The sequence below is a fragment of the Thiosulfativibrio zosterae genome, from assembly GCF_011398155.1.
Classification (GTDB): Bacteria; Pseudomonadota; Gammaproteobacteria; order Thiomicrospirales; family Thiomicrospiraceae; genus Thiosulfativibrio; species Thiosulfativibrio zosterae.
On record NZ_AP021888.1, the window covers coordinates 527,169 to 549,004 of the forward strand.

Sequence of the window (21,836 nt, forward strand, 5' to 3'; positions counted from 1 at the left end):
AGCAAAATTTGATATAAGGAATTAAGTTAAATGGCATCAGGATTAAGAAGAGCCAAGATTGTCGCCACTTTAGGGCCAGCGACTGACCGCGAAGGCGAAATGGAAAAAATGATTTTGGCAGGTCTGGATGTTGTGCGTATTAATATGTCGCACGGCGAGCCAGAAGAGCATATCGGTCGCGCGAATCGCGTTCGTGAATTGGCAGAAAAATATGACCGTCAAGTCGGTGTATTAGTCGATTTACAAGGTCCTAAGATTCGTATTACCCGTTTCAGAGATGGGTTTATCATGTTGAAAGAAGGCGATAAATTCGCACTCGATAACAATGTTGATAAATACGAAGGTAACCAAAACGAAGTTGGTTTAACCTACAAAAATTTACCCTATGACTGTAAAGCAGGCAATCGTTTACTACTGGATGATGGCCGTATCGTGATGGATGTTGACAGTGTTGAGGGTGAGCGCGTTAACTGTACGGTTGTTGTGGGTGGAAAGTTATCCAATAACAAGGGTATTAACCTAATGGGTGGCGGTTTATCGGCAGCAGCGTTGACTGAAAAAGACAAAGAAGACATCCTAACTGCGGCTAAGATTAACTGTGATTATTTAGCCTTATCTTTCCCGCGTTCAGCCGAAGATGTAGAAGAATGTCGTGCATTGGCTGAAAAAGCCGGTTTGTTCTGCAGTATAGTTTCGAAAGTAGAACGCGCTGAAGCCGTTGCCGATGATTTTACCTTAGATGGAATTATTCTAGCCTCAGATGTCATTATGATTGCCCGAGGTGATTTAGGGGTTGAAGTCGGTGATGCACAGCTTCCTGCACTACAAAAGAAAATGATTAAACGCGCCCGTCAGTTAAATCGTGTCACCATCACGGCAACGCAAATGATGGAAACTATGATTGATAACGCTATACCGACTCGTGCGGAAGTGTTTGATGTGGCCAACGCGGTTATGGATGGTACGGATGCGGTTATGTTATCTGGCGAAACCGCTGTTGGCCATTCTCCAAGCTTGGTCATTAAGACCATGGGTGAAATTTGTCGCGAAGCAGAAAAATCACGCTCAACCCGTGAATCAACGCACCGTATTGACGAATCCTTTACGGCTGTGGATGAAACCATTGCTATGGCTGCGATGTATGCTGCCAACCATTTTAATGTGTCTTGTATCGCCGCCTTAACAGAATCGGGTAACACACCCTTGTTAATGTCGCGTATTAGTTCTGGCATTCCAATTGTTGCTTTAACGCCGCATTTAGCAACTCGCCGTAAAGTTACCATGTACCGTGGTGTTTATCCTTCAACAGTGGATTACACCGGCTTAACTGACGAAGAAGTACAAACCAGTATTATTAACCAACTTAAGTATCGCAATATTGTAAAATCGGGTGATACTATGTTGATCACTCGTGGACAAGCTCGTGGCGCCATGGGTGGCACGAACCAGTTAGAAATTGTTAAAGTTCCTTAATTGCAACCTTAACGCTTTTTACTTAAACAAAGATATTTCAACCGGCTGAGAAGCTTGTTAAAATAACTAAATTAAACCATTTTTTAATAAACCAACTAGAGGAGTCACGCACAATGGCGATGATTACACTTCGTGAATTAATGGACTACGCAGCAGAACACAGTTTTGGTATGCCTGCGTTTAACGTAAACAACATGGAACAGGTTCGTGCCATCATGCGCGCTGCCGCTGCCGTTGACTCTCCAGTAATCCTTCAGGGTTCTGCAGGTGCGCGTAAGTATGCGGGTGAGCCAATGTTGCGTCACATGATCGCAGCCGCTTGCGAAATGTACCCAAATGTTCCAGTTGTTATGCACCAGGATCACGGTTCTGATGTTGGCGTATGTTTACGCGCAATCCAGTCTGGTTTCACATCAGTTATGATGGACGGTTCTTTAATGGCCGATATGAAAACACCAGCTTCTTATGAGTACAACGCTGGAATCACTGCTGAAGTGGTTAAGATTGCCCACGCAGGTGGTGTATCTGTTGAAGGTGAGCTAGGCTGTTTAGGTTCTCTAGAAACTGGTAAGATGGGTGAAGAAGATGGTCACGGTTCTGATGATGTTTTAGACCATTCTTCATTGTTAACTGACCCAGAAGAAGCCGCTCAATTCGTTAAAGATACTAACGTTGACTGTTTAGCGGTTGCAGTAGGAACTTCTCACGGTGCTTACAAGTTCACTTCTAAGCCTTCTGATGATGTTCTAAAAATTGATCAAATCAAAAAAATCCACGAGCGTATTCCAACAACTCACCTTGTAATGCACGGATCTTCTTCTGTTCCAGAAGATTGGCTAGAAATCATCAACAACTACGGTGGTGACATGGGCCAAACTTACGGTGTGCCAGTTGAAGCCATCGTTGAAGGGATTAAGTACGGTGTTCGTAAAGTTAACATCGATACTGATTTGCGTATGGCATCTACTGGTGCAATCCGTAAACACCTACACGACAACGCTTCAAACTTTGACCCACGTAAATTCTACAAAGCAGCTGAAGATGCCATGATGGAAATCTGCAAAATGCGTTTCGAAGCTTTCGGATGTGCGGGTCACGCTTCAAAAATCAAATCACTTGGTTTAGAAGAAATGCAAGCACGTTATGCAAAAGGTTCTTTAGATCAACAAGTTCGTTAATTCGACATTGATTTGAATCAATCTAAAAGCCCGAGTTTATCTCGGGCTTTTTTGTATGGATAAAAAAAGGAAAAATTATGTGTGTTGGAATCAGTCTAGCCCTGACTTTTTTAATGGCCTATTACACCTACGCAACGCTAGTCGATTACAGTCTGGCACAAACAATCAACGAACAAACCGTCGTTGTGGCCAATGGCATGGAAATGATTGAAGTGATTTGGCCAGTGATGTTTTTGGGTGCTATTGTAGGGGTAATGCTGATGTTGGTATGGATGAAATATAAAAAGATTCTGTAATAAATGGATATATTACTTATCTTAGGAAGTATGAATAAAAAAAACTGATTTTGACAATTAAAAGTTAGTGTTGGTAAGTGCTACTTTCATTAGGTACAATCTCTTTTTATTTATTGATAGAACTATAAAAAGGTAACTCCCCTTTGGATAAGCGTTTTAAAATTTTTTCAGTGTATTCAACAGTCTTTATCAGTGTAATCACTGTTTGGATGCTAGGTAAATTGATCGCAGAAAGCTTACACATATCTTCAGGTTATCCTATGCCTCAACTCAAAGCACAAATCAATTCAACAAATACTTCTGGGGTAGATTCTTATTTATTTGGTCAGGTTGTGAAATCTCAAGCAACATCAGTTGTAAAACCCATGGCCATTTCACAAGAAGTTGTTGCAACCAAACTAAACCTAAAACTACTCGGGATTATTGATTTAGGTGATCGAGGTGTTGCTATTGTTCAGAATGGGGGTAAAACTCAAGTTGTTGCGGTTAATGAAGAGTTTATGTCTAAGGTGATTTTATTGGATGTGTTTGCTGAGGGGATTTTGATTGATAATCGCGGTAAGCGGGAGCGTTTATTGCTTGAGCAAGATGCCAATCATTTGGTGAGCAAAGTCAAAGAAAAAGAAGCTGTCCCCGTCGCCTTAGTCGGGCGTTTAAATGAGGCGGAGCAAGAGCAACTAAATTCTATAGGGGATACTTTACGCAAGTCGCCTATGTCCATCTCTAAATATATTAAGTTTCAACCTTTAAATGAAAACGGCCAGTGGGTTGGCGTTAAGATATGGGCTAATTCAGATCCTAAACTCTATAAAAGTTTGGGCTTTGAAGAAGGTGATATTTTGCGCGAAGTAAATGGCAACTCTATTCAAGATATGGTGAAAGATCCTAAGCTGTGGCAGACTTTCTTGAATTTAGATCAATTTGATTTGGTGGTGGATCGCAATGGGTCGCCACAAATGATTAATGTTAATTTTCGATAACGAATACAAAGACACACTAAATGAAATTCTTTAATACTCGATGGCTAGCGGCCAGTTGTTTAATACTCAGTTTTGCAATGCCTCAGGCATTGGTGGCAGCACCTGTTAACAGCCCACTGGCTCAAAACAAAGTTCAACTCACCCAGAGTTTTCAGCAAGCTGAACTGGAAACCGTTATCGAGGCGGTTGCTAAGTTAACTGGTAAAAACTTTATTATTGATCCACGCGTTAAAGGCAAGGTAACCTTGTATGCCCCAGAACCCATGGCGCCAGAAGACTTATATGAAACTTTGCTTTCTATTTTAAGAGTGCATGGTTTTGTGGCAATTCCGGGTAAAACGGCCATTCAAATTATTCCAGCCAATACCGCGCGTGATCAAGTGCCTTATGACTTTAAGGGCGCAGAAGAAAGTGATTGGATTACAGAGGTTTTAACCGTCAACAATGTTGATGCTTCTAAGTTGGTTGCGGTACTGCGTCCATTGGTGGCGCGTGATGGACATTTAGTTGCTTTATCTGACAGTAACAAACTGATTATTACCGATAGTTTGATTAATGTTGAGCGTGTTAAAACGATCTTAAAAAGAGTGGATGTCGATGAGTCTGCGGGCTATGAAGTGATTAAATTAGAATATGCTTCAGCAGAGGATTTGGTGCAAACTATTAAGAAAATTGCGCCAAAATCGGCCAGTAATGCTGTCAATATTTCTTTTGATGAACGCTCTAATAAAATCATTATGGCTGGCGATTTAACAAAGCGTCGCGAGATTCGTATTCTGATTGCAGAATTGGATGTCAAAGTGCCTTCCGAGGGTAATGTTCAAGTCATTTATTTACACTACGCCAAAGCCAAAGATTTGGTGCCTGTGTTGCAAAAAATTTCAACTAACCGCTCTTTACTCAATTCAGCAGCGGCGAATGATGGCGGGGCAACCGAAGTGCCTGCCACCGCAGAAGCGACTGCGGAAACTAAACCTTCTGGGGTTAAAGTCACGCAGTTAGATGATAAAACTCTAAAATCACGCATTAGCATCGAAGCAGAAGAGCGCATGAATGCAATTGTTATCAGTGCGCCACCTTCGGTGGTCACCGCTTTAAAAACCGTGATTAAACAGCTGGATATTCGCCGCGCACAGGTCTTGATTGAGGCTATTTTGGTTGAGGTTTCTGAATCAAAGCAGGCAGAGTTAGGCGTGGAATGGGGTGCTGCTGGACCCAATGGCGTGGGTTTGATTAATTTCTCAGGCACTTTACCGACAATCGTTGGTAGCATTGCTGCGGGCACGCCTGCTACAGGAGTCACCGCATTGGGGCGAGGTGCCAGTACAGTGGTTGGCGAAGTGAGTGCTGATAACACTGGTTGGGGGGCTTTAATTCGTGCACTCAACAGCGACACGGGATCAAACATCTTAGCAACACCCTCTTTGCTCACTTTGGATAACGAAGAAGCCGAAATTGTCGTGGGTAAAGAAGTACCCTTTCAAACAGGCAGTTATACGGGCACAGGCACTTCAACCACACCGACCAATCCCTTTAATACCATTGAGCGTAAAAATGTTGGCTTAAGTTTAAAGGTGACCCCGCAAATTAATGAAGGCAATGAGGTCTTTTTAGAAATTGACCAAGAAGTCTCCGATGTTTTGCCCAAAGGCGATGCGGTTGATATTCAAACCTCTAAGCGTCAAATCAAAACCAGCATTATTGTGGGCGATGGCAATATGATTGTGTTGGGTGGTTTGTTAAGCGAGAAAGAAACCGAAGTCGAGTCAAAAGTACCAGGCCTGGGTGATTTACCCTTAATTGGTGGGTTATTTCGTTCCACATCCAACCAGCGTGAAAAGGTCAATTTAATGATTTTCTTGCGCCCAGTCATCGTGCGCAATAATGAAATGAGCGATTACTACTCGAGCAAAAAATACAGTTATATCCGAGATGAGCAGTCTAGAGTGCTGGAGCAGGATTCTGGATTGTTAAATGGCTTGCGCCCAAGAATGCCCTCGGAACAGCAATGGAAAAACTCAGAACCTGCTAAACCCTATGTTTCAGAATTAGAGGCAAAAAAACAAGCCGATCTTGATGCAGAAAAGGCCAAGCAAGCGGCCGTCAAAGCCGCACCTGAGAAAACCTTTGCCGAGGAACTATTGGGGTTATGAGTTTTTCTATGAGCCGAGAAATTCCATTTTCTTTTGCCCGCAAACAGGGGGTGATGTTGCGCAATCATCCCGACCAAGGATGGATGTTGTCCTGTTTAGAGCGCACGCCTTTAGAGGCCTTGTTAGAAATTCAGCGTTTACAACAGGGTAAGGGTTTCCCGATAGAAGTGCTCAGTGAAGCAGCATTCGAAAAAGCCTTACAAACCCAATATGCCAACCAAAGTGCTTCCATGGAAACCATGGATGATGTCGATGTCGACGATCTTGAAAGTGTGATGGCCCAAGCCAATGCCGCGGAGGACTTGTTAGAAAGCGCCGATGATGCACCGATTATTCGCTTGCTGAATGCCATCCTAGCTGAAGCCATTCGTAAAAACGCATCAGATATTCACATTGAACCTTTTGAAAATCAATTGCGTATTCGTTTTCGCATGGATGGTCAGCTTAAAGTCGTGCTCACGCCTAAGGTTGCCTTAGCCACTATGTTGGTATCGCGTATTAAGGTTATGGCAAAACTCGATATTGCAGAAAAACGCTTGCCCCAAGACGGAAGAATTGCCACCAAGCTAGGCGGCCGTGCTGTCGATTTAAGGGTTTCGACCATACCTTCAAGTTTTGGTGAACGCGTGGTGATGCGTTTGTTAGATAAGAGTGCAGGCCGACTCAATCTAAGTGATTTGGGTTTGCCAGCCGCGCAGCTTGAAGGACTTAAAAAACTACTCAATAAACCTCATGGTATTTTATTAGTCACCGGTCCGACCGGTTCGGGTAAAACCACCACGCTCTATGGAGCGTTAAGTCGTCTTAACAATCATCAGCGCAATATTATGACCGTTGAGGACCCGGTCGAATATAACATTGAAGGCATCAACCAAACCCAAGTCAATACCAAAGCCGACATGACATTTGCCAAAGGCTTGCGTGCCATTTTGCGTCAAGATCCAGATGTGGTGATGATTGGGGAAATTCGCGATATTGAAACCGCAGAAATTGCCGTGCAAGCTTCTTTAACCGGACATTTGGTGTTATCCACTTTGCACACCAATACGGCGGTGGGTGCTATTACGCGTTTAAAAGATATGGGGGTTGAACCCTTCTTGCTCTCGTCAAGTTTATTGGGTGTGATGGCACAGCGTTTGGTGCGTAAGTTATGCCCCATTTGCAAACAAGCCCATGAAGCGGATGCGGCAGAATGCGCGACCTTAAGTGTGCCTCAGGCCACCATTTATCAACCGGTTGGCTGTGATGCTTGCAATCACACTGGCTATCAGGGGCGCATGGGGGTTTATGAGCTGGTGTCGGTAGACGACAAAATGCGCCAGATGATTCACAGTGAAACTGCTGAGCAAGACATTGAAGCCTATGCGCATCAATTTACTCAGTCGATTCAAGCCAGCGCACAACAGTTAGTCTTAAGCGGTCAAACCAGCCTTGAAGAAGTGCTGCGAGTCACTCAGAAGTAATCATGGCAACCTTTGAATATAAAGCCTTAACCGCACAGGGTAAAACGCAAAAAGGGTTTAGTGAAGGCGACTCTGCGCGCCAAGTGCGCCAAGGTTTGCGAGACCAAGGCTTAACACCTTTGGAGGTGACGGCGGTTGAAGCCAAAAAATCGGCGCACACCGGTAATGGGTGGTTTGTTCCTAAAATTAAAACGGCAGATTTGGCCTCTTTAACGCGCCAGCTTTATACCTTGCTAGAGGCGGGCATGCCGCTCACAGAATCGCTCAAGGCAGTGGCGCAACAATCAGACACCAAACTGGTCAAAGGGTTTGTGAATAGCCTTTATAACAAGGTGACAGAAGGTCATTCCTACGCCCAAGCCTTACTGTTGTCGCCTTATAAAGTGTCCGAAGAATATATTGCAACGATTCGTGCCGGTGAGGAAAGTGGTCATTTAGAACAGGTGCTGTCGCGTTTGGCGGATGCCATTGAACAGCAAGAAAAAATGAATCGCAAACTCAAGTCCGCCATGATTTACCCCACCCTAATGGTGGTGATGTCAGTAGCCATTATTGTGTTTTTAATGGCGTTTGTGGTGCCCAAAGTGGTGTCGGTGTTTGACAATATGTCGCAAGAACTGCCGCCCTTAACCCAAGGCATGCTGGTGATGAGTGATTTCGTACAGCATCAATGGGGTTTGTTGCTACTGATTATTTTGGGGTTGGGGATTTTGTATAAAATTTTAATGCGCAATCCCCGCTGGAAGTTTCGTCGCGACAGCGTTTTGTTGCGTTTACCCTTGGTTAAAAAATTTTTAATCTATGCTTCTGCTGCTCGTTGGGCCAGAACGCTAGGCGTGTTATTGTCGAGTGGTGTAGCGGTGACCGACGCATTACGCATTTCATCAGAAGTGATGACCTTGCTGCCCCTCAAAGAAAAAGTGCTTAAGATGGTTGAAGAAGTCCGCGAAGGCAAAAAGCTGCAAGACGCCATGCGCGATGCCAGATTTTTTCCCGCCTTAATGTTGAATTTGGTGCAAACCGGCGAAGGTCAAGGTCAGGTTGATGCCATGTTGCTTAAAGGTGCCAGTCATTATGAGCAAGAAGTAGAAAGTGTTGCCGCCACCCTGGTCGCTTTGTTAGAACCTTTAATGATTGTGGTGATGGGGGGTGTGGTTTTGACCATTGTCCTGGCCATTATGCTACCGATATTCCAAATGAACCAAATGGTGGGTCACTAATGCTATTTAAAAGAAACGAGGAAAACATGAAAATGCAACAACGCAAAAAACAACAAGGTTTTACGCTGATTGAGTTAATGGTGGTTGTGGTGATTTTAGCCATTTTGGCGGGGATTGCTGTGCCCATGTTAATGGACCGACCTGACGAAGCCCGTATGGTCAAAGCCAAGCAAGACATTGCCTCCATGTCATCGGCTTTGCAATTATACAAACTGGATAACTACCGTTATCCGTCCACCGATCAAGGCTTAGAGGCTTTAGTGAGCAAACCCAATGGCGAACCCGAAGCTCCCAATTGGAAACCTTATATGCAACAACTGCCTAAAGATCCTTGGGGCAAAGACTATATCTACCTCAGTCCTGGTGAGCATGGTGCATTTGATTTATACAGTTTAGGGGCAGACGGTGAAGAAGGCGGCGAAGGTGTCAATGCTACCTTTGGCAACTGGACGCTCAAATAAGTTATCCATGAACCGTCACTCCCAACAAGGCTTTACTTTGATTGAACTCATGGTGGTGGTGTTGATCGTGGCGGTGTTGCTGGCAGTCGGCATGGTGTCGATGGCGCCGAATGATTCGGCTTTGTTGCGTCAACAAGTTAAGCAGGTGCAAGGGGCTTTGCAACAAACTTGTGACCAAGCTGCTTTTTCGCAGCACATGATGGCCTTGGTGCCCAGTGACAAGGGACTAGAAATGCTTGAAGTTTCGCAAGGGCAGTGGCAAGCCTTTGCTGGCGCCAAAGATATGGCTTGGCTAGCCGGTATTAGAGTGACTTGGCAAGCAGATGAAACCGTCGCAAAAGCCCAAAAACTGACCAGGCCTGGTTGGATTTGCTGGCCCAGCGGTGAGATTTTACCCGGTGAAATGCGTTTTCAATCCACGGATTTAAAAGCACAATTGAGTTGGAACCCGATTCTACGATTTGAGTTGAAGCAATGAAGCCTGGTATCAAACAAACTCAACAAGGTTTTACCCTAATAGAAGTGCTGATTGCGCTGGTGATCGTCGCGGTGGCTTTAGCTGCACTCAGCCAAACCTTGGGGCAAACGGTGTTTCAGCAAAGTGGTTTGCAAAATCGGGTGATTGCCACTTGGGTCGCGCAAAATCGCTTAATTGAATTGCAACAGGCTTTGGATACATCAAGTTCGGGTGGCGACAAAAAACAAACCGTTAATTTTATGGGTGCCGACTGGCAAACCGAACTGGTGTTAGAACCCACTTTGGTGCCCGATGTGCAAAAAGCCACGCTTAAAGTCACTTTAATTGAGGCCGGCAATCGACAAGTGGAACCCAGTGCCGCCATCATCACGGTGGTGGGCAAGTGAAACAGAGCCAACGCGGTTTTACGCTGATTGAGTTATTGGTCGCTCTGGCGATTTCGGCGGTGATAGCTGTGCTGGCCTATCAGTCGATTGCTGAAGTGACGGAGGTGTCGCAAAACCTAGAAAGCAAGAGCACGGAGTTTGCTGACTTGCAGCGCGCGGTTTGGTGGATGGAGCAAGATTTTTCGCAGATGGCACCCCGCACCGTGCAAGATGTATTGGGTTCCAGTTTGCCTGCCTATTGGGTGCAGCCAGATAGAGTGGAATTGACCCGAATTGCGCTTTATCCCTCGCCTTACGGCATTTCTGGGTTGGTGCGCGTGGCTTATAGCGTGGATAATAAAAAATTGATTCGTTGGGTGTGGCCAGTGCTGGATAGAGCGCCGAATACGGAGCCACAAAAAATAGAAATTTTAGACGGCGTGACCCAGTTTGAAGTGCGTCAGCTTAATGCTCAAAAAGCTTGGCAAACCAACTGGCCAGAAGCAGAACAAACCGCCACAGAACTCCCAGGCCTGGTTGAAATTCGGTTTAATTATGCTGGTTTTGGTGAAGTAAGGCGTTTGATTTTAGGCGTAGATGGTTTAGCTGCGATTGCCGGTGCGAGCAAAGCCACAGGGACGACGCCGCCATGATCTGCAAACATCAACAAGGATTTGCGCTGATGACCGTGATGTTGGTGGTCGCGCTGGTGTCGATTATCGTGTCGCAGTTGTTGTATCAACAGCATTTGGATATTTTGCGCAGTCAAAATCGTCTAAACCAAGCACAAGCCATGGCCGTGGCAAATGGGCTAGAAGTTTGGGTTAAGAAAGGTTTGTCTTTGGATGCACAAGCCAATAAGTTTGACCACTTAAATGAACAATGGGCTCAGCCCATGCCGCCAATTCCTTTTGGCGGAGGACAGATTTCGGGTTTTTTAACGGACCAACAAGGTCATTTGAATCTGAATAATGTTATGGAAAAAGACGAAGCCAAGCGCAAGGTGTGGCAAGCAATTTTACAACGCTATTTTGAGCGCAAATCCTTGGCGCCCGATTTAAGTGATGTGGTGACCGACTGGGTGGATGCGGATAACACCATCAGTCCCATGGGGGCGGAGTCTGAAACCTATTTGCTGAATCAGCCGCCTTATCGCACCGCCAATCAACCCTTGGTGTTGGTGCAAGAGTTACGCTTGTTGAAAGGCTTTGATGATCAAGCCATGCAACTGCTGCAAGAGGAAGTCGCCACCTTACCAGAGGTGACCCAAATTAATGTCAATACCGCGCCAGCGGGCGTTTTGATTGCATTGGCAGATTGGATGACTCCAGAATTGGCGAAAGCTTGGGAAGATGAGCGACAGTTAAATCCGGTGGAGCAGGTCGCGGATTTTAGAAAATTTATGGTCGATCAAACGCAGTTTGAAGTCGAAGAAGTGAATAAAGATTTACCCGATACGGTCTTGACCACGCAAAGCAATTATTTTTTATTGCAGGGTCAAATCAGTTTTGGGGTTGCTGACCAAGCATTGTCAGCCATTTTATATCGGGGTGCTGATAAACAAGTCAGTTTAGTACAGCGTTGGTTTGGGGTATTAGAAACTCCACAACCGCCGACAGACAACACAACGCCTGAAGAATAAACGAGAATTTATGCAAAACACACACTTACCGCCTGTTTCAAGCCAGCCGCCAAAGCTGGGGTTTGATTTACAGGGACAACTTTGCGGTTTAGAGGGACACAGCCCCGAGGCCTTGAGCCAAGTGACTTGGGTCAGCGTGCCCAGTCAACAGGTGTTGTTAATATCAGCTCCAGTGCCTGGTAAAAGCAAATCGCAATGGCAGCAAGCCTTGCCTTATGTGTTTGAAGAATGGGTGACACAACCCATTGATCAAGTCTTTTTTAAGGTCTTAAATCGCACAGCAGAGGGTGTGACTCAGGTAGCAGTGGTCGATAAGCATTTGATGCAAACTTGGATTGATACCCTACAAGCCGCAGGTTTGCCACAAGCGCAACTGATTCCTGAATGTTTGACTTTGCCTGAGCCAAAGCCAGCGGATGAGCCTGCGACTGCTCCTACAACTTGTTGGGTGCAAACCACAGCCTTTGCCGAGCAAGACTCTCAAGTGGTGCGTACGGGGCGTTATACTGGATTTAGCGGCTCGCCAGCTTGGTGTGCTTTTATGGCACAAAAGCAAGGCGTGCTGTTTGAGTCGATTCAAATTTTAGAGTCTGTTGATTCTGTTATTTTAAATCGTGCGCAGCTTAAAGCTTTTGGTTTGCGTGACGGGGTTTATCAAGCCAAATCGGTGGCTAATGTTGCTTACAAAACATGGTTGCCAGTGGCACTGGCAGCGAGTCTGTTGGCGCTGACTTTATTGGGGCAAACGCTTTGGCAAACTCAGCAACTTGAAAAAAATCGCCAAGTCTTAGAGGCGCAAACCACGCAGTTGTTCCAGCAAATGTTCCCCGATATTAAACGCATCGTCAATTTAAAAGCGCAGGCCAAAACTGCCTTGGCTCAAACGAGCACAGAAGACAATTTAGGGCCAACAGCCATCGTGCAAAAGGTTGAGCAGTTGTTGAAAAATCAGCCCACCATTCAAGTGCAAAGTTTAAGTTGGCGCGGTCAAGAAATGCAGTTGGTGTTGCAAGCCAATGCCTTGGCAGTCTTGCAAACCCTAGAACAACAGTTAAAACAAAATGCGGCATTCAAAGTGCGCTTAGAGGTACAAACTCTAGAGGCCTCCAAAGTCAGTGCAAGGTTGGTGATTCATGTTTAAAACTTGGATGCAGTCTCCCAGTCTGCAAAAATGGTTAGCGCTTTATGAGGGTTGGTTGCAACAACGCACCCCTCGAGAAAAACAATTACTCAGCGGCTTGCTGGTCATTTTGGTGGTTGCGATTTTATATGGTTTAATTTGGGCGCCGATTCAAACGAACCATCAAAAAGCTCAAGCGAAGATGGCAGTGGCAGAAGAAAAGTGGCAATGGCTCAAAGCGCAAATTCCCACTTGGGAGCAGCAGGGGAAGGCTTCGCCCAGCTTAAAATTAAGCTCGCAAAGTGCTTTAATGCAATATGTGCAAACTCAGTTAAAGCAACAAAATCTGTTTCAAGCCATGGACAAAATGACGCCACAACAAAAACAAATCGACATCTCTTTTAAATCGGTCAATGCGCCCAGATTTTTCCGTTGGTTATCGCAAATGGAGCAGCAAGGGTTAAGCGCCAAGACTTTACAAGTCGATTTGCAAGCCCCAGGTTTGGTGGATGCCAAAGTCAGCTTTGAGGTGATGTTATGACCCTAAAGCGCGGTTTGATTGGCTTTTCCCTGTTTGGCTTGACCTTATTGGTGTCTGTGGTTTGGCATTTTCCGGCCAGTTATCTGGTATCTTTGCCAGCAGTACAACACAATTTACCGAAAGCCTTGCAGTTATCCAATGTGCAGGGCACTTGGTGGGCTGGACAAACCCAAGTGAATTGGCAACAGCAGCCCTTGGGGCAAGTCGCTTGGCAGTGGCAGCCGTTGGATGCGCTGGGTGGACAACTGGGTGTTACGCTTAAGTGGCAGCAAGCAGAAGATGAAGTGCTGGCAAATGTAAAAACGAATGGCGAAACGCTGACTGTGGCGAATGTTAATGGGCATTTACAGTTGTCGCGTTTAAGCGGTGTAAATCCAGCGTTGGGATTGTTGGCGGATGCCAAAGGGGATGTGATTTTTAAAAATTTAAACCTGGTTTCACCTCTGCAAGCGCCATGGCCAACTGAGATTGCAGGGCAGGTAGTCTTAGTGGATTTAAATGCCATGGGCATGGAGATTAATACCACCGAAATCACCCCAAGCCTGCAAGATAAAACCCTCGTACTCACCACGCAAGCAAAAGACAAGGGCTGGCAGTTAAGTGGTAAAACCTTGCTCAATGCGCCTAATCGATTTACCCATGATTATCAATTAACCGCCAACACCGCCCAGACCCTACCTGATTGGACACCGCTATTTATGCGCCAGACCTCACCCACACAAGCCATTTTAAAAGGTAGCGGCGCTTGGTAAACCAAAAACTGACAGCCGGACTTTTGCTACTCTCACTGGCAGGTTGCGGTGGCGGCGGTGGTGTAGCAGTTTCAGTGTCGCCAGAAGAAGATACCTGGACAGGTACGGAACTGCCTGAAATCACAAGCCTTGATGACCCACTCTTGTCTTATCAATGGTATTTAAACAATACCGCTCAATTAGCCGATTCACCCAGCGCTGGAACCGCTTACGAAGATATGCACGGATTTTCGGGGGGGATTTATGCGCGAAATTACACGGGTCGAGGCATAAAAATAGCGTTAATCGATACAGGATTAGAAATTGCCCATGAAGATTTAAGCACTAATGTACTGCCGAATGGTTCTTTCAATTTTGTGACCGGTACAACCGATCCTACCAGCACCTTAACTTCAGGTGATCATGGCACGGCAGTAGCTGGTTTAGCTGGCGCTAGAGGGGGTAATGGCATAGGCATTTCTGGCGTGGCGCCTTCAGCTTATTTGCAGGGGTTTAATTTGTTATCGAGTAGTGGCGAAATCACCAAAGAGCTGGCGGCCTTAGGCTATGAGTCCGCGCGTGTAAACTTTGCCAACCTAACCTCTCATTGGACAGATATTTTCAGCCGAAGTTATGGTAATAATCAGGACATAGTCAATCCTGTAAATTCTAGCGATTATCTTTATACCGAAAGTGTTTTAGATGGCATTCAATCAGGCACTGAACAATTGCGCGATGGCAAAGGGGCTTTATATATTAAAGCGGTCGGCAATGAATATAACGGCGGCAGTGCATTTTCAAGTAGTTGGTGTGCTGAAGCTGCGGCTCATCAAGTAACTTGTTATAACGCGAACCAAGAAACCGAAAATGCCACACCTTTCCAAATAGTGGTGGGGGCGTTTAATGCCTCAGGGGTTCGCTCTGACTATAGTAATACGGGTTCTGCACTTTGGATTTCAGCCGCGGGCGGGCAATATGGTGATGATGCACCCGCTTTAATGACCACTGATCAGTCGGGTTGTCGTTCTGGTTATAGCCAAAGCTATCGATATCGGGTAGATGTGGATACTGCATTTAACTTAGGTTTTAGTGGGTCTGGTAATGAAAGTTGTAATTACTATTCAGCATTTAATGGCACCTCAGCCGCCACCCCGTTGGTCAGTGGTGTTGCTGCTTTGCTTCTGGAAGCCTACCCAGAAGCCGGTTGGCGCGATATTAAGCATTTTTTAGCGGCCAGCGCGCGCCAAATTCAACCGGCTTTGGCGGCCAAAACCTTGGATATTAATAGCACTCGCGTCACGATAGAGCAAGGTTGGGTGACCAATCAGGCAGGTTATCACTTTAGTAATGAGTTTGGCTTTGGTGCGGTCGATGTGATTGCGGCGCTAGATAAAGCCCTAGAGTGGAAAAATCTGGGGCAAAAACAACCAGGCCTGGTTGAAATTGAGAGCCAAAATCAGGTTTTAAGTGTCAATAACGAGATTCCGAATTTTGATGCTACTGGCATTTCACGAACGCTGAGTTTTACGCAAACCCGCACAGTTGAAACCATGGAATTAACGCTGAGCATCATGGGGCTTGATAACAATGCGTCTGGCAGTACGGCACATAAGATAGATGCGAGCGATTATTTAATTCAACTCACTTCTCCTTCGGGCACAAAAAGTATTTTAATGACGCCGTTTAATGCCTATCGCTCAAGTTATGACATGCCCAACCTGCGCTTGGTGAGCCATGCTTTTTATGGCGAATCTTTGAATGGCACTTGGACCTTACAAGTATTAGATGTGGATCAGAATACCCAAAATGCCATTCAAGATGTTGGCAAAGGCAAGTTGACCGAGTGGTCTTTAAGGGCCTATGCCCACTGATGTTCACTGATGCTTAGTGAGCCTTAAAGGGAATCAGTTCACAAGGGTAGGGTTTGTGTTTGAGTAGGGCTTGTAAATCTTGGTAGTTGTCTGTGTCCGCATCAGGCGTTATTTGGTTAACCAATACGGCAGCAATCTGTAATCCACTATTTTCAATCGCCGTTATGCTCAATAGGGCTTGGTTAATGCACCCCAAACGATTGCCGACCACCAAAATAAGAGGAAGCCCTAATGCCTTTGCTAGGTCGGCATTGAGTCCATCGGGTGTTAAGGGGGAATAAAATCCACCCGCACCTTCCACCAGTCTAAAGCCATCCGCTTCACAGGCTTTCAGCAAATCTGGTAATAAAATATTTTGTTCTGATTGCGCTATCGCTCTAGCTGGAGAGATAGGTGGCTCAAACACATAAGGGCAAACCATTTCTAAAGATTCGTGAGCGCCGCAGGCTTGCTGAATTAAAAAAGCGTCCTCACTACGCAAAGTGCCATCAGCCAGCAAAATCGCGCCAGAAGCAATCGGTTTGCGCCCAAAAATAACCAGGCCTGGGCAGTTTTGGCGTAAAAACTCGGCAATTTGGCAAGTCACATAGGTCTTACCGCTGTCAGTATCCGTGCCTGTAATGAAAAAACCACCGCATTCGGTGGTTTCAAGCAAGGCTTTTAAAGCATCAAACGGTGGTGGCATTAAGGATTTTCCATCAGTCTGGCTTGGGCTTCTTGGTATTTTTGGATGGTCATGTCGACCACTTCTTGGGGTAATTCAGGCCCCGGTGCGGTTTTGTCCCAGTCGAGGGTTTCGAGATAATCACGGATGTATTGTTTGTCGAAACTCTCGGGGTTTTTGCCGACCTTGTATTTTTTGGCTGGCCAAAAACGCGAACTGTCTGGTGTGAGGGCTTCGTCAATCAAATGAATGATGCCGTTTTCATCTTCACCAAATTCAAATTTTGTATCGGCAATGATAATGCCTCTTTCCAAGGCAAACTCTGCTGCCATTTTATAAAGCGCAATACTAAAATCACGCACTTGTATGGCTTTGGCTTCGCCGATGAGTTTAACGACTTCTTCATAAGAAATGTTTTCATCGTGATCACCAACGGCGGCTTTGGTCGAAGGTGTGAACAAGGGTTGAGGCAATTGTTGCGCTTTTTCTAAGCCTTCAGGTAGCGGAATGCCACATACTGTTTGGGATTTTTTATATTCTTTCCAGCCAGAGCCCACCAAATAACCACGCACAATCGCTTCAACAGGCAAGGGCTTAAGTTTGCGAACAATCATGCCACGGCCATCAATTTGTGCCAATTCGTCTTCGGTGAGCACATCTGCCAAGAATAAATCGTCTGCCAATTGATTAGGTAAGATGGCGGTGGCTTTTTTCATCCAGAAAATGGCGGTTTCGGTCAAAATGCGACCTTTGCCAGGAATCGGGGTGGGAAGCACCACATCAAATGCCGACACTCGGTCAGTGGTGACAATCAGCAGATGTTTATCATCAATATCGTAAAGGTCACGCACCTTGCCTTTGTTAATCATTTTAAGACTGGTGAGATTGGATTCGTATAAAGGTTTCATATCAGGCACCTAAAAAGTTGTTCGGCAGTTGTTCGGTATTATTCGGCTAGGTTTTTTTCGAGTTGTTCGCGGTCTGGGTAGGGCAGTTTTAAATGACCATAGCGCACAATCAAAACGGTTAAGGCAATAATCATCATGGTGACCGCAATCGCCAGCATTTGCCACTCGGTAAGATTTTTCATGTCTAAAATGAGATAACGCGCCAAGGCGATCAAAGCGATATACATTGGGAAGCGTATTGGTAATTTACCGGAATCTAGGTAAATCGCCACCATGGCTAGAATTTCTAGGTAAATAAACATGAGTAACAAATCGCCCAAATGAACTTCCATTAGGCTGACCACTTTGTAAACTTCTTGAATCATGGCAAAGATGGTCGCTAAAGCCACAAAAATCAGGCCAATAACTTCGGCAATTCGGATGCCGCGTTTAACGCTTTTAACAGCGGGGTAATGATGTATATTGCTCATGGCAAGTCCTTCAAAGTTAATTTTGGCAATTTTAGCGCAAAAAGGCAGTAGGAAAAGTTTGTTTTTTTGTTATTGATTAAATTTGTGTCTAGCCAGTGGTGAATGATTTTTGTTTTTGAGAATGAAATCACAGTCTGTTAGAATGGACAAGATTTTACTTTTATCATAGAAGGGCTTAAACATGGCTAAGAAAGAAAACTGGATTGCTCCATCGATTTTATCTGCAGACTTTTCACAATTGGGTAAGGATGTTAAAGATGTCATCGCCGCGGGCGCCGACATTGTGCATTTTGATGTTATGGATAATCACTATGTCCCTAACTTAACCATTGGTCCTCTAGTTTGCGAATCTTTAAAGAAATTCATGGTTCGTGAAGGCGTTAATGCACCGATTGATGTGCATTTAATGGTCAAGCCAGTTGACCGCGTGATTGGTGACTTCGCTTCTGCCGGTGCAGACATTATTACTTTCCATCCAGAAGCCTCTGAGCATGTTGACCGTTCTTTACAATTAATTAAGGCAGAAGGCTGTAAGGCTGGTTTGGTTTTTAACCCTGCAACTTCTTTATCTTACCTTGAGCATGTGATGGACAAAATCGATATGATTTTGATTATGTCGGTTAACCCAGGGTTTGGTGGTCAAGCCTTTATTCCACAAGCGCTAGAAAAATTAAAAATGGCGCGCCAGTTAATTGATGCTTCTGGCCGTGACATTCGTTTAGAAATTGACGGCGGTGTTAAGGTTGAAAACATTCGTGAAGTGGCGGCCGCTGGTTGTGATACTTTTGTATCTGGTTCTGGTATTTTCGGAAAAGCGAATGCTGCTGACGCTAATCGTTACGACACGGTTATTAAACAAATGCGTGAAGAGTTAGCTAAGGCATAACTTGATCAATCAAGAGTTTGTTTTCATGCCTTAGGTATGAGTTTTAGACCAACGCCAGTTAAGCTGGCGTTTGTCTTTTAAGAAAATTGAATTTAAAAGAGATTTCCATGGAAAAGTTTAAACCCGGATTTGTATTGATCGATCTAGACGGTACTTTGGTTGACAGCGTGCCAGACTTGGCTTATTGCGTCGATGAAATGATGAAGCAGTTGGACATGCCATTGCGTGGTGAAGCGGCTGTGCGTAATTGGGTGGGCAATGGCGTACAACGCTTGGTTGAGCGTTCGTTGATTAATGCCATCGATGGCATGCCCGATCCAGAGCTAATGGCAAAGGCTTATCCTATTTATTTGGAACTTTACAAGCACAATACTTCACAACGCAGCTGTGTGTACGAGGGCGTGATTGAAGGTTTAGACTGGATGCAAGCCCAAGGTTACACCTTGGCGTGCGTGACCAATAAAGCCGAGGCTTTCACGGTTCCATTACTGAAAGACAAAGGCTTGTTTGACTACTTCAAAGTTATCGTGTCTGGTGACACTTGTGCTGAGAAGAAGCCACATCCAATGCCCTTGTTATTTGCCGCCGAGCAATTAGGTGTTGCACCTGAAAATGCCTTGATGTTGGGTGATTCTAAGTCTGATGTGAAAGCCGCGCGTGCTGCTGGATTCCATGTATTCTGTACTACTTATGGCTACAACCACGGTGAAGACATTCGCAATTATAAGCCAGATGTCGTGATGGATTCCTTTATGGAATTGCCTAACTATCTAGTCGCAAAAGGCGAGTAATTTTTTAAACGCCAGCAAAGAGACGGTCATGAGCGAAGCGCATTTTTCTAATCTTGCACAGCAGGGCTATCAATCAGCTCCGCTGATGCGTACCATTTTGTCTGATTATGATACGCCCTTGAGTGTCTATCATAAGGTGGCAAATGCTCCCTATTCCTATTTATTTGAATCGGTTCAGGGCGGTGATAAATGGGGGCGTTATTCCATTATTGGTTTGCCTTGTCAAAAGCGACTGCAGGTGATAGGTCAGCAAGTCACACTTTGGAATGGCGATAAGGTGATAGAGCAGCAAATTTCTGATGACCCTTTGGCTTGGATTGAAGCCTATCAAAAACGCTTTAAAGTCTTTCCGCAATTAGGTTTGCCAGCTTTTAATGGTGGTTTGGTTGGCTATTTTGGCTATGATGCTGTGCGTTATATGGAGCCACGCCTTAAAAAATCTGTGCCCCAGAAAGATGATATAGGTGCCCCAGACATAGAGTTAATGGTGTCTGAGGAACTGGTGATTTTTGATAACCTCAGCGGTCAATTGCATGTGATAGTGCATGCAGATTTAACCCAGCCAAAACCCTACGCTAAAGCACAGGCGCGAATGTCCGAAATTGCAGAACTGATTAATCAGCCAATGCCTATGCCCAAAGATTTGCCCAGCGCCACTAAACTCGATGAGCAAGATTTTTCCTCCAGCTTTGGTGAAGAAGCGTTTAAAGCTGCGGTGACCAAAATTCAAGACTACATTCTGGCTGGCGATGCCATGCAAGTGGTGATTTCACAGCAAATGTCGGTTAAGTTTGAAGAAAGCCCGATTGATTTATATCGCGCTTTACGCCATTTGAATCCTTCTCCTTATATGTTCTTTGTAGACTTGGGCGAGTTACAAATTGTGGGCTCATCTCCAGAAATTTTGGTGCGCCTAGAAGAAGGGCAGGTGACGGTGCGTCCAATTGCCGGTACGCGTCGTCGCGGTTTAACACGCGAACTCGATTTAGAGCTTGAGCAAGATTTGCTAAATGACCCTAAAGAAGTGGCTGAACATTTAATGTTAATTGATTTAGGTCGTAATGATGTGGGGCGAATTGCCCAGATAGGTTCGGTTGAATTGACCGAAAAAATGGTGGTTGAGCGTTACTCTCATGTCATGCATATCGTGTCGAATGTGAATGGTTTAGCTAAGCCAGGTATGACGGCGATGGATGTATTACGAGCCACTTTCCCAGCGGGAACCGTATCGGGTGCGCCTAAAATTCGAGCCATGGAAATCATTGATGAGCTGGAACCGGTCAAACGCGGCATTTATGCCGGTGCGGTCGGTTATTTAGGCTGGCAAGGTAATATGGATACCGCCATCGCCATTCGCACGGCCGTTATCAAAGATAAAACTTTGTTTGTGCAGGCGGGTGCGGGTGTTGTAGCAGACTCTGTTCCCCAAAGTGAATGGGATGAAACCATGAACAAAGGGCGAGCGATTTTTAAAGCAGCTAAGTTCGTGACCGAAGGCTTGCAAACGGCAAATCCTCAAGCGGAACATAAATAAGGGTAAGGATTTAAGATGTTGTTAATGATTGATAATTATGATTCTTTCACTTATAACCTGGTGCAATATTTTGGTGAGCTGGGCCAGCAGGTTGAAGTTTACCGCAATGACCAAATAGATTTGGAAACCATTCAAACCCTGAATCCTGATTATTTAGTGATTTCACCAGGCCCTTGTACGCCAACCGAAGCCGGTATTTCGGTTGCAGCGATAAAACACTTTGCGGGTAAAATTCCGATTTTAGGCGTTTGCTTGGGGCATCAGTCGATTGGGCAAGCGTTTGGCGGGGATATTATTCGTGCTAAACAAGTCATGCATGGCAAAACTTCACCAGTGTTTCATCATAATGTTGGGTGCTTTACAGATTTGCCTAATCCCGTGCAAACCACGCGCTATCATTCGTTGGTGATTGACCAAAACACTTTGCCCGAGTGTTTAGAGGTCACCGCTTGGACACAAACTGCCGATGGTCAGTTTGATGAAATTATGGGGGTGCGCCATAAAACCCTTGCCATAGAAGGTGTACAATTTCACCCAGAATCTATTTTGACCGAGCAAGGTCATAAGATGTTACAAAACTTTTTAACCCTGTCCGTTCAGTCTTAATTTGT

The 21,836-nt window shown here is 45.2% G+C and carries 23 protein-coding genes; 20 read left to right on the forward strand and 3 right to left on the reverse strand.

The window, feature by feature from the left end:
* Window positions 1-30 precede the first annotated feature (30 nt).
* The 16 genes from pyk to THMIRH_RS02150 all read left to right on the forward strand — a co-directional run bounded on the left by pyk (window position 31) and on the right by THMIRH_RS02150 (window position 15,972).
* Window positions 31-1,473, forward strand: coding sequence for a pyruvate kinase (gene pyk / locus THMIRH_RS02075; RefSeq protein ID WP_173290284.1), 1,443 nt, complete (start codon window positions 31-33; stop codon window positions 1,471-1,473).
* 113 nt (window positions 1,474-1,586) lie between these two features.
* On the forward strand, window positions 1,587-2,651 hold the full coding sequence (gene fba / locus THMIRH_RS02080; RefSeq protein ID WP_173290286.1) for a class II fructose-bisphosphate aldolase: 1,065 nt from the start codon (window positions 1,587-1,589) through the stop codon (window positions 2,649-2,651).
* Between the two features lie 77 nt (window positions 2,652-2,728).
* Window positions 2,729-2,947 carry a hypothetical protein gene (locus tag THMIRH_RS02085; RefSeq protein ID WP_173290288.1) on the forward strand — a complete coding sequence of 73 codons (219 nt, stop codon included), beginning with the start codon at window positions 2,729-2,731 and terminating at the stop codon, window positions 2,945-2,947.
* Window positions 2,948-3,207: 260 nt separating this feature from the next.
* Window positions 3,208-3,927, forward strand: coding sequence for a type II secretion system protein N (locus THMIRH_RS02090; RefSeq protein WP_173290290.1), 720 nt, complete (start codon window positions 3,208-3,210; stop codon window positions 3,925-3,927).
* Between the two features lie 20 nt (window positions 3,928-3,947).
* On the forward strand, window positions 3,948-6,080 hold the full coding sequence (gspD, locus tag THMIRH_RS02095; protein WP_243831474.1) for a type II secretion system secretin GspD: 2,133 nt from the start codon (window positions 3,948-3,950) through the stop codon (window positions 6,078-6,080).
* The gene (gspE, locus tag THMIRH_RS02100) at window positions 6,077-7,543 is read left to right on the forward strand and encodes a type II secretion system ATPase GspE (RefSeq protein WP_173290292.1); all 1,467 of its coding nucleotides are present in this window, start codon (window positions 6,077-6,079) and stop codon (window positions 7,541-7,543) included. The genes gspD and gspE overlap by 4 nt, the downstream gene beginning before the upstream one ends.
* Window positions 7,544-7,545: 2 nt before the next feature.
* A complete protein-coding gene (gspF, locus tag THMIRH_RS02105; protein ID WP_173290294.1) occupies window positions 7,546-8,763 on the forward strand; it encodes a type II secretion system inner membrane protein GspF in 1,218 nt (405 codons plus the stop codon).
* A 26-nt stretch (window positions 8,764-8,789) separates the two neighbouring features.
* Window positions 8,790-9,224, forward strand: coding sequence for a type II secretion system major pseudopilin GspG (gene gspG, locus THMIRH_RS02110; RefSeq protein WP_173290296.1), 435 nt, complete (start codon window positions 8,790-8,792; stop codon window positions 9,222-9,224).
* Window positions 9,193-9,702 (forward strand): prepilin-type N-terminal cleavage/methylation domain-containing protein, encoded by a 510-nt coding sequence (locus tag THMIRH_RS02115; protein ID WP_243831519.1) that lies wholly within the window; start codon window positions 9,193-9,195, stop codon window positions 9,700-9,702. The genes gspG and THMIRH_RS02115 overlap by 32 nt, the downstream gene beginning before the upstream one ends.
* Window positions 9,699-10,088 carry a type II secretion system minor pseudopilin GspI gene (gene gspI, locus THMIRH_RS02120; RefSeq protein ID WP_173290300.1) on the forward strand — a complete coding sequence of 130 codons (390 nt, stop codon included), beginning with the start codon at window positions 9,699-9,701 and terminating at the stop codon, window positions 10,086-10,088. Before THMIRH_RS02115 ends, gspI begins: the two co-directional genes overlap by 4 nt.
* Entirely contained in the window at window positions 10,085-10,720 is a 636-nt protein-coding gene (gspJ, locus tag THMIRH_RS02125; RefSeq protein WP_173290302.1) for a type II secretion system minor pseudopilin GspJ, read from the forward strand. Before gspI ends, gspJ begins: the two co-directional genes overlap by 4 nt.
* Window positions 10,717-11,709, forward strand: coding sequence for a type II secretion system minor pseudopilin GspK (gene gspK, locus THMIRH_RS02130; protein ID WP_173290304.1), 993 nt, complete (start codon window positions 10,717-10,719; stop codon window positions 11,707-11,709). The genes gspJ and gspK overlap by 4 nt, the downstream gene beginning before the upstream one ends.
* Before the next feature lie 10 nt (window positions 11,710-11,719).
* Window positions 11,720-12,850 (forward strand): type II secretion system protein GspL, encoded by a 1,131-nt coding sequence (gspL, locus tag THMIRH_RS02135; RefSeq protein ID WP_173290306.1) that lies wholly within the window; start codon window positions 11,720-11,722, stop codon window positions 12,848-12,850.
* Window positions 12,843-13,370, forward strand: coding sequence for a type II secretion system protein GspM (gene gspM, locus THMIRH_RS02140; protein WP_173290308.1), 528 nt, complete (start codon window positions 12,843-12,845; stop codon window positions 13,368-13,370). The genes gspL and gspM overlap by 8 nt, the downstream gene beginning before the upstream one ends.
* Window positions 13,367-14,122, forward strand: a complete 756-nt coding sequence (gspN, locus tag THMIRH_RS02145) for a type II secretion system protein N (protein WP_173290310.1) — start codon at window positions 13,367-13,369, stop codon at window positions 14,120-14,122. The genes gspM and gspN overlap by 4 nt, the downstream gene beginning before the upstream one ends.
* Window positions 14,116-15,972, forward strand: a complete 1,857-nt coding sequence (locus THMIRH_RS02150) for a S8 family serine peptidase (RefSeq protein WP_173290312.1) — start codon at window positions 14,116-14,118, stop codon at window positions 15,970-15,972. The genes gspN and THMIRH_RS02150 overlap by 7 nt, the downstream gene beginning before the upstream one ends.
* Window positions 15,973-15,985: 13 nt before the next feature.
* Here the strand turns inward: THMIRH_RS02150 and bioD are convergent, their stop codons facing one another.
* Genes bioD through THMIRH_RS02165 form a run of 3 tightly spaced genes read right to left on the reverse strand, consistent with a single transcriptional unit; the run spans window position 15,986 to window position 18,014 of the window.
* Window positions 15,986-16,657 (reverse strand): dethiobiotin synthase, encoded by a 672-nt coding sequence (bioD, locus tag THMIRH_RS02155; protein ID WP_173290314.1) that lies wholly within the window; start codon window positions 16,655-16,657, stop codon window positions 15,986-15,988.
* Entirely contained in the window at window positions 16,657-17,544 is an 888-nt protein-coding gene (locus tag THMIRH_RS02160; RefSeq protein ID WP_173290316.1) for a phosphoribosylaminoimidazolesuccinocarboxamide synthase, read from the reverse strand. Before THMIRH_RS02160 ends, bioD begins: the two co-directional genes overlap by 1 nt.
* 38 nt (window positions 17,545-17,582) lie before the next feature.
* A complete protein-coding gene (locus tag THMIRH_RS02165; RefSeq protein WP_173290318.1) occupies window positions 17,583-18,014 on the reverse strand; it encodes a phosphate-starvation-inducible protein PsiE in 432 nt (143 codons plus the stop codon).
* A gap of 181 nt (window positions 18,015-18,195) precedes the next feature.
* Here THMIRH_RS02165 and rpe point away from each other — a divergent pair, with 181 nt between their 5' ends.
* From rpe to THMIRH_RS02185, 4 genes are all read left to right on the forward strand, one after another.
* Window positions 18,196-18,900: a ribulose-phosphate 3-epimerase gene (gene rpe, locus THMIRH_RS02170; protein ID WP_173290319.1), complete on the forward strand. Its 705-nt coding sequence runs from the start codon at window positions 18,196-18,198 to the stop codon at window positions 18,898-18,900.
* A 107-nt stretch (window positions 18,901-19,007) separates the two neighbouring features.
* On the forward strand, window positions 19,008-19,691 hold the full coding sequence (locus THMIRH_RS02175) for a phosphoglycolate phosphatase (RefSeq protein ID WP_173290321.1): 684 nt from the start codon (window positions 19,008-19,010) through the stop codon (window positions 19,689-19,691).
* 28 nt (window positions 19,692-19,719) lie between these two features.
* Entirely contained in the window at window positions 19,720-21,225 is a 1,506-nt protein-coding gene (gene trpE, locus THMIRH_RS02180) for an anthranilate synthase component I (protein WP_173290323.1), read from the forward strand.
* A 15-nt stretch (window positions 21,226-21,240) separates the two neighbouring features.
* Window positions 21,241-21,831: an aminodeoxychorismate/anthranilate synthase component II gene (locus THMIRH_RS02185; RefSeq protein ID WP_173290325.1), complete on the forward strand. Its 591-nt coding sequence runs from the start codon at window positions 21,241-21,243 to the stop codon at window positions 21,829-21,831.
* Window positions 21,832-21,836 lie beyond the last annotated feature (5 nt).

What these genes read in the sequence shown, in the direction of transcription:
- pyk (WP_173290284.1), top strand. Translation starts at nt 31, where the DNA reads ATGGCATCAGGATTAAGAAGAGCCAAGATTGTCGCCACTTTAGGGCCA.
- fba (WP_173290286.1), top strand. Translation starts at nt 1,587, where the DNA reads ATGGCGATGATTACACTTCGTGAATTAATGGACTACGCAGCAGAACAC.
- THMIRH_RS02085 (WP_173290288.1), top strand. Translation starts at nt 2,729, where the DNA reads ATGTGTGTTGGAATCAGTCTAGCCCTGACTTTTTTAATGGCCTATTAC.
- THMIRH_RS02090 (WP_173290290.1), top strand. Translation starts at nt 3,208, where the DNA reads ATGCCTCAACTCAAAGCACAAATCAATTCAACAAATACTTCTGGGGTA.
- gspD (WP_243831474.1), top strand. Translation starts at nt 3,948, where the DNA reads ATGAAATTCTTTAATACTCGATGGCTAGCGGCCAGTTGTTTAATACTC.
- gspE (WP_173290292.1), top strand. Translation starts at nt 6,077, where the DNA reads ATGAGTTTTTCTATGAGCCGAGAAATTCCATTTTCTTTTGCCCGCAAA.
- gspF (WP_173290294.1), top strand. Translation starts at nt 7,546, where the DNA reads ATGGCAACCTTTGAATATAAAGCCTTAACCGCACAGGGTAAAACGCAA.
- gspG (WP_173290296.1), top strand. Translation starts at nt 8,790, where the DNA reads ATGAAAATGCAACAACGCAAAAAACAACAAGGTTTTACGCTGATTGAG.
- THMIRH_RS02115 (WP_243831519.1), top strand. Translation starts at nt 9,193, where the DNA reads ATGCTACCTTTGGCAACTGGACGCTCAAATAAGTTATCCATGAACCGT.
- gspI (WP_173290300.1), top strand. Translation starts at nt 9,699, where the DNA reads ATGAAGCCTGGTATCAAACAAACTCAACAAGGTTTTACCCTAATAGAA.
- gspK (WP_173290304.1), top strand. Translation starts at nt 10,717, where the DNA reads ATGATCTGCAAACATCAACAAGGATTTGCGCTGATGACCGTGATGTTG.
- gspL (WP_173290306.1), top strand. Translation starts at nt 11,720, where the DNA reads ATGCAAAACACACACTTACCGCCTGTTTCAAGCCAGCCGCCAAAGCTG.
- gspM (WP_173290308.1), top strand. Translation starts at nt 12,843, where the DNA reads ATGTTTAAAACTTGGATGCAGTCTCCCAGTCTGCAAAAATGGTTAGCG.
- gspN (WP_173290310.1), top strand. Translation starts at nt 13,367, where the DNA reads ATGACCCTAAAGCGCGGTTTGATTGGCTTTTCCCTGTTTGGCTTGACC.
- bioD (WP_173290314.1), bottom strand. Translation starts at nt 16,657, where the DNA reads ATGCCACCACCGTTTGATGCTTTAAAAGCCTTGCTTGAAACCACCGAA.
- THMIRH_RS02160 (WP_173290316.1), bottom strand. Translation starts at nt 17,544, where the DNA reads ATGAAACCTTTATACGAATCCAATCTCACCAGTCTTAAAATGATTAAC.
- THMIRH_RS02165 (WP_173290318.1), bottom strand. Translation starts at nt 18,014, where the DNA reads ATGAGCAATATACATCATTACCCCGCTGTTAAAAGCGTTAAACGCGGC.
- rpe (WP_173290319.1), top strand. Translation starts at nt 18,196, where the DNA reads ATGGCTAAGAAAGAAAACTGGATTGCTCCATCGATTTTATCTGCAGAC.
- THMIRH_RS02175 (WP_173290321.1), top strand. Translation starts at nt 19,008, where the DNA reads ATGGAAAAGTTTAAACCCGGATTTGTATTGATCGATCTAGACGGTACT.
- trpE (WP_173290323.1), top strand. Translation starts at nt 19,720, where the DNA reads ATGAGCGAAGCGCATTTTTCTAATCTTGCACAGCAGGGCTATCAATCA.
- THMIRH_RS02185 (WP_173290325.1), top strand. Translation starts at nt 21,241, where the DNA reads ATGTTGTTAATGATTGATAATTATGATTCTTTCACTTATAACCTGGTG.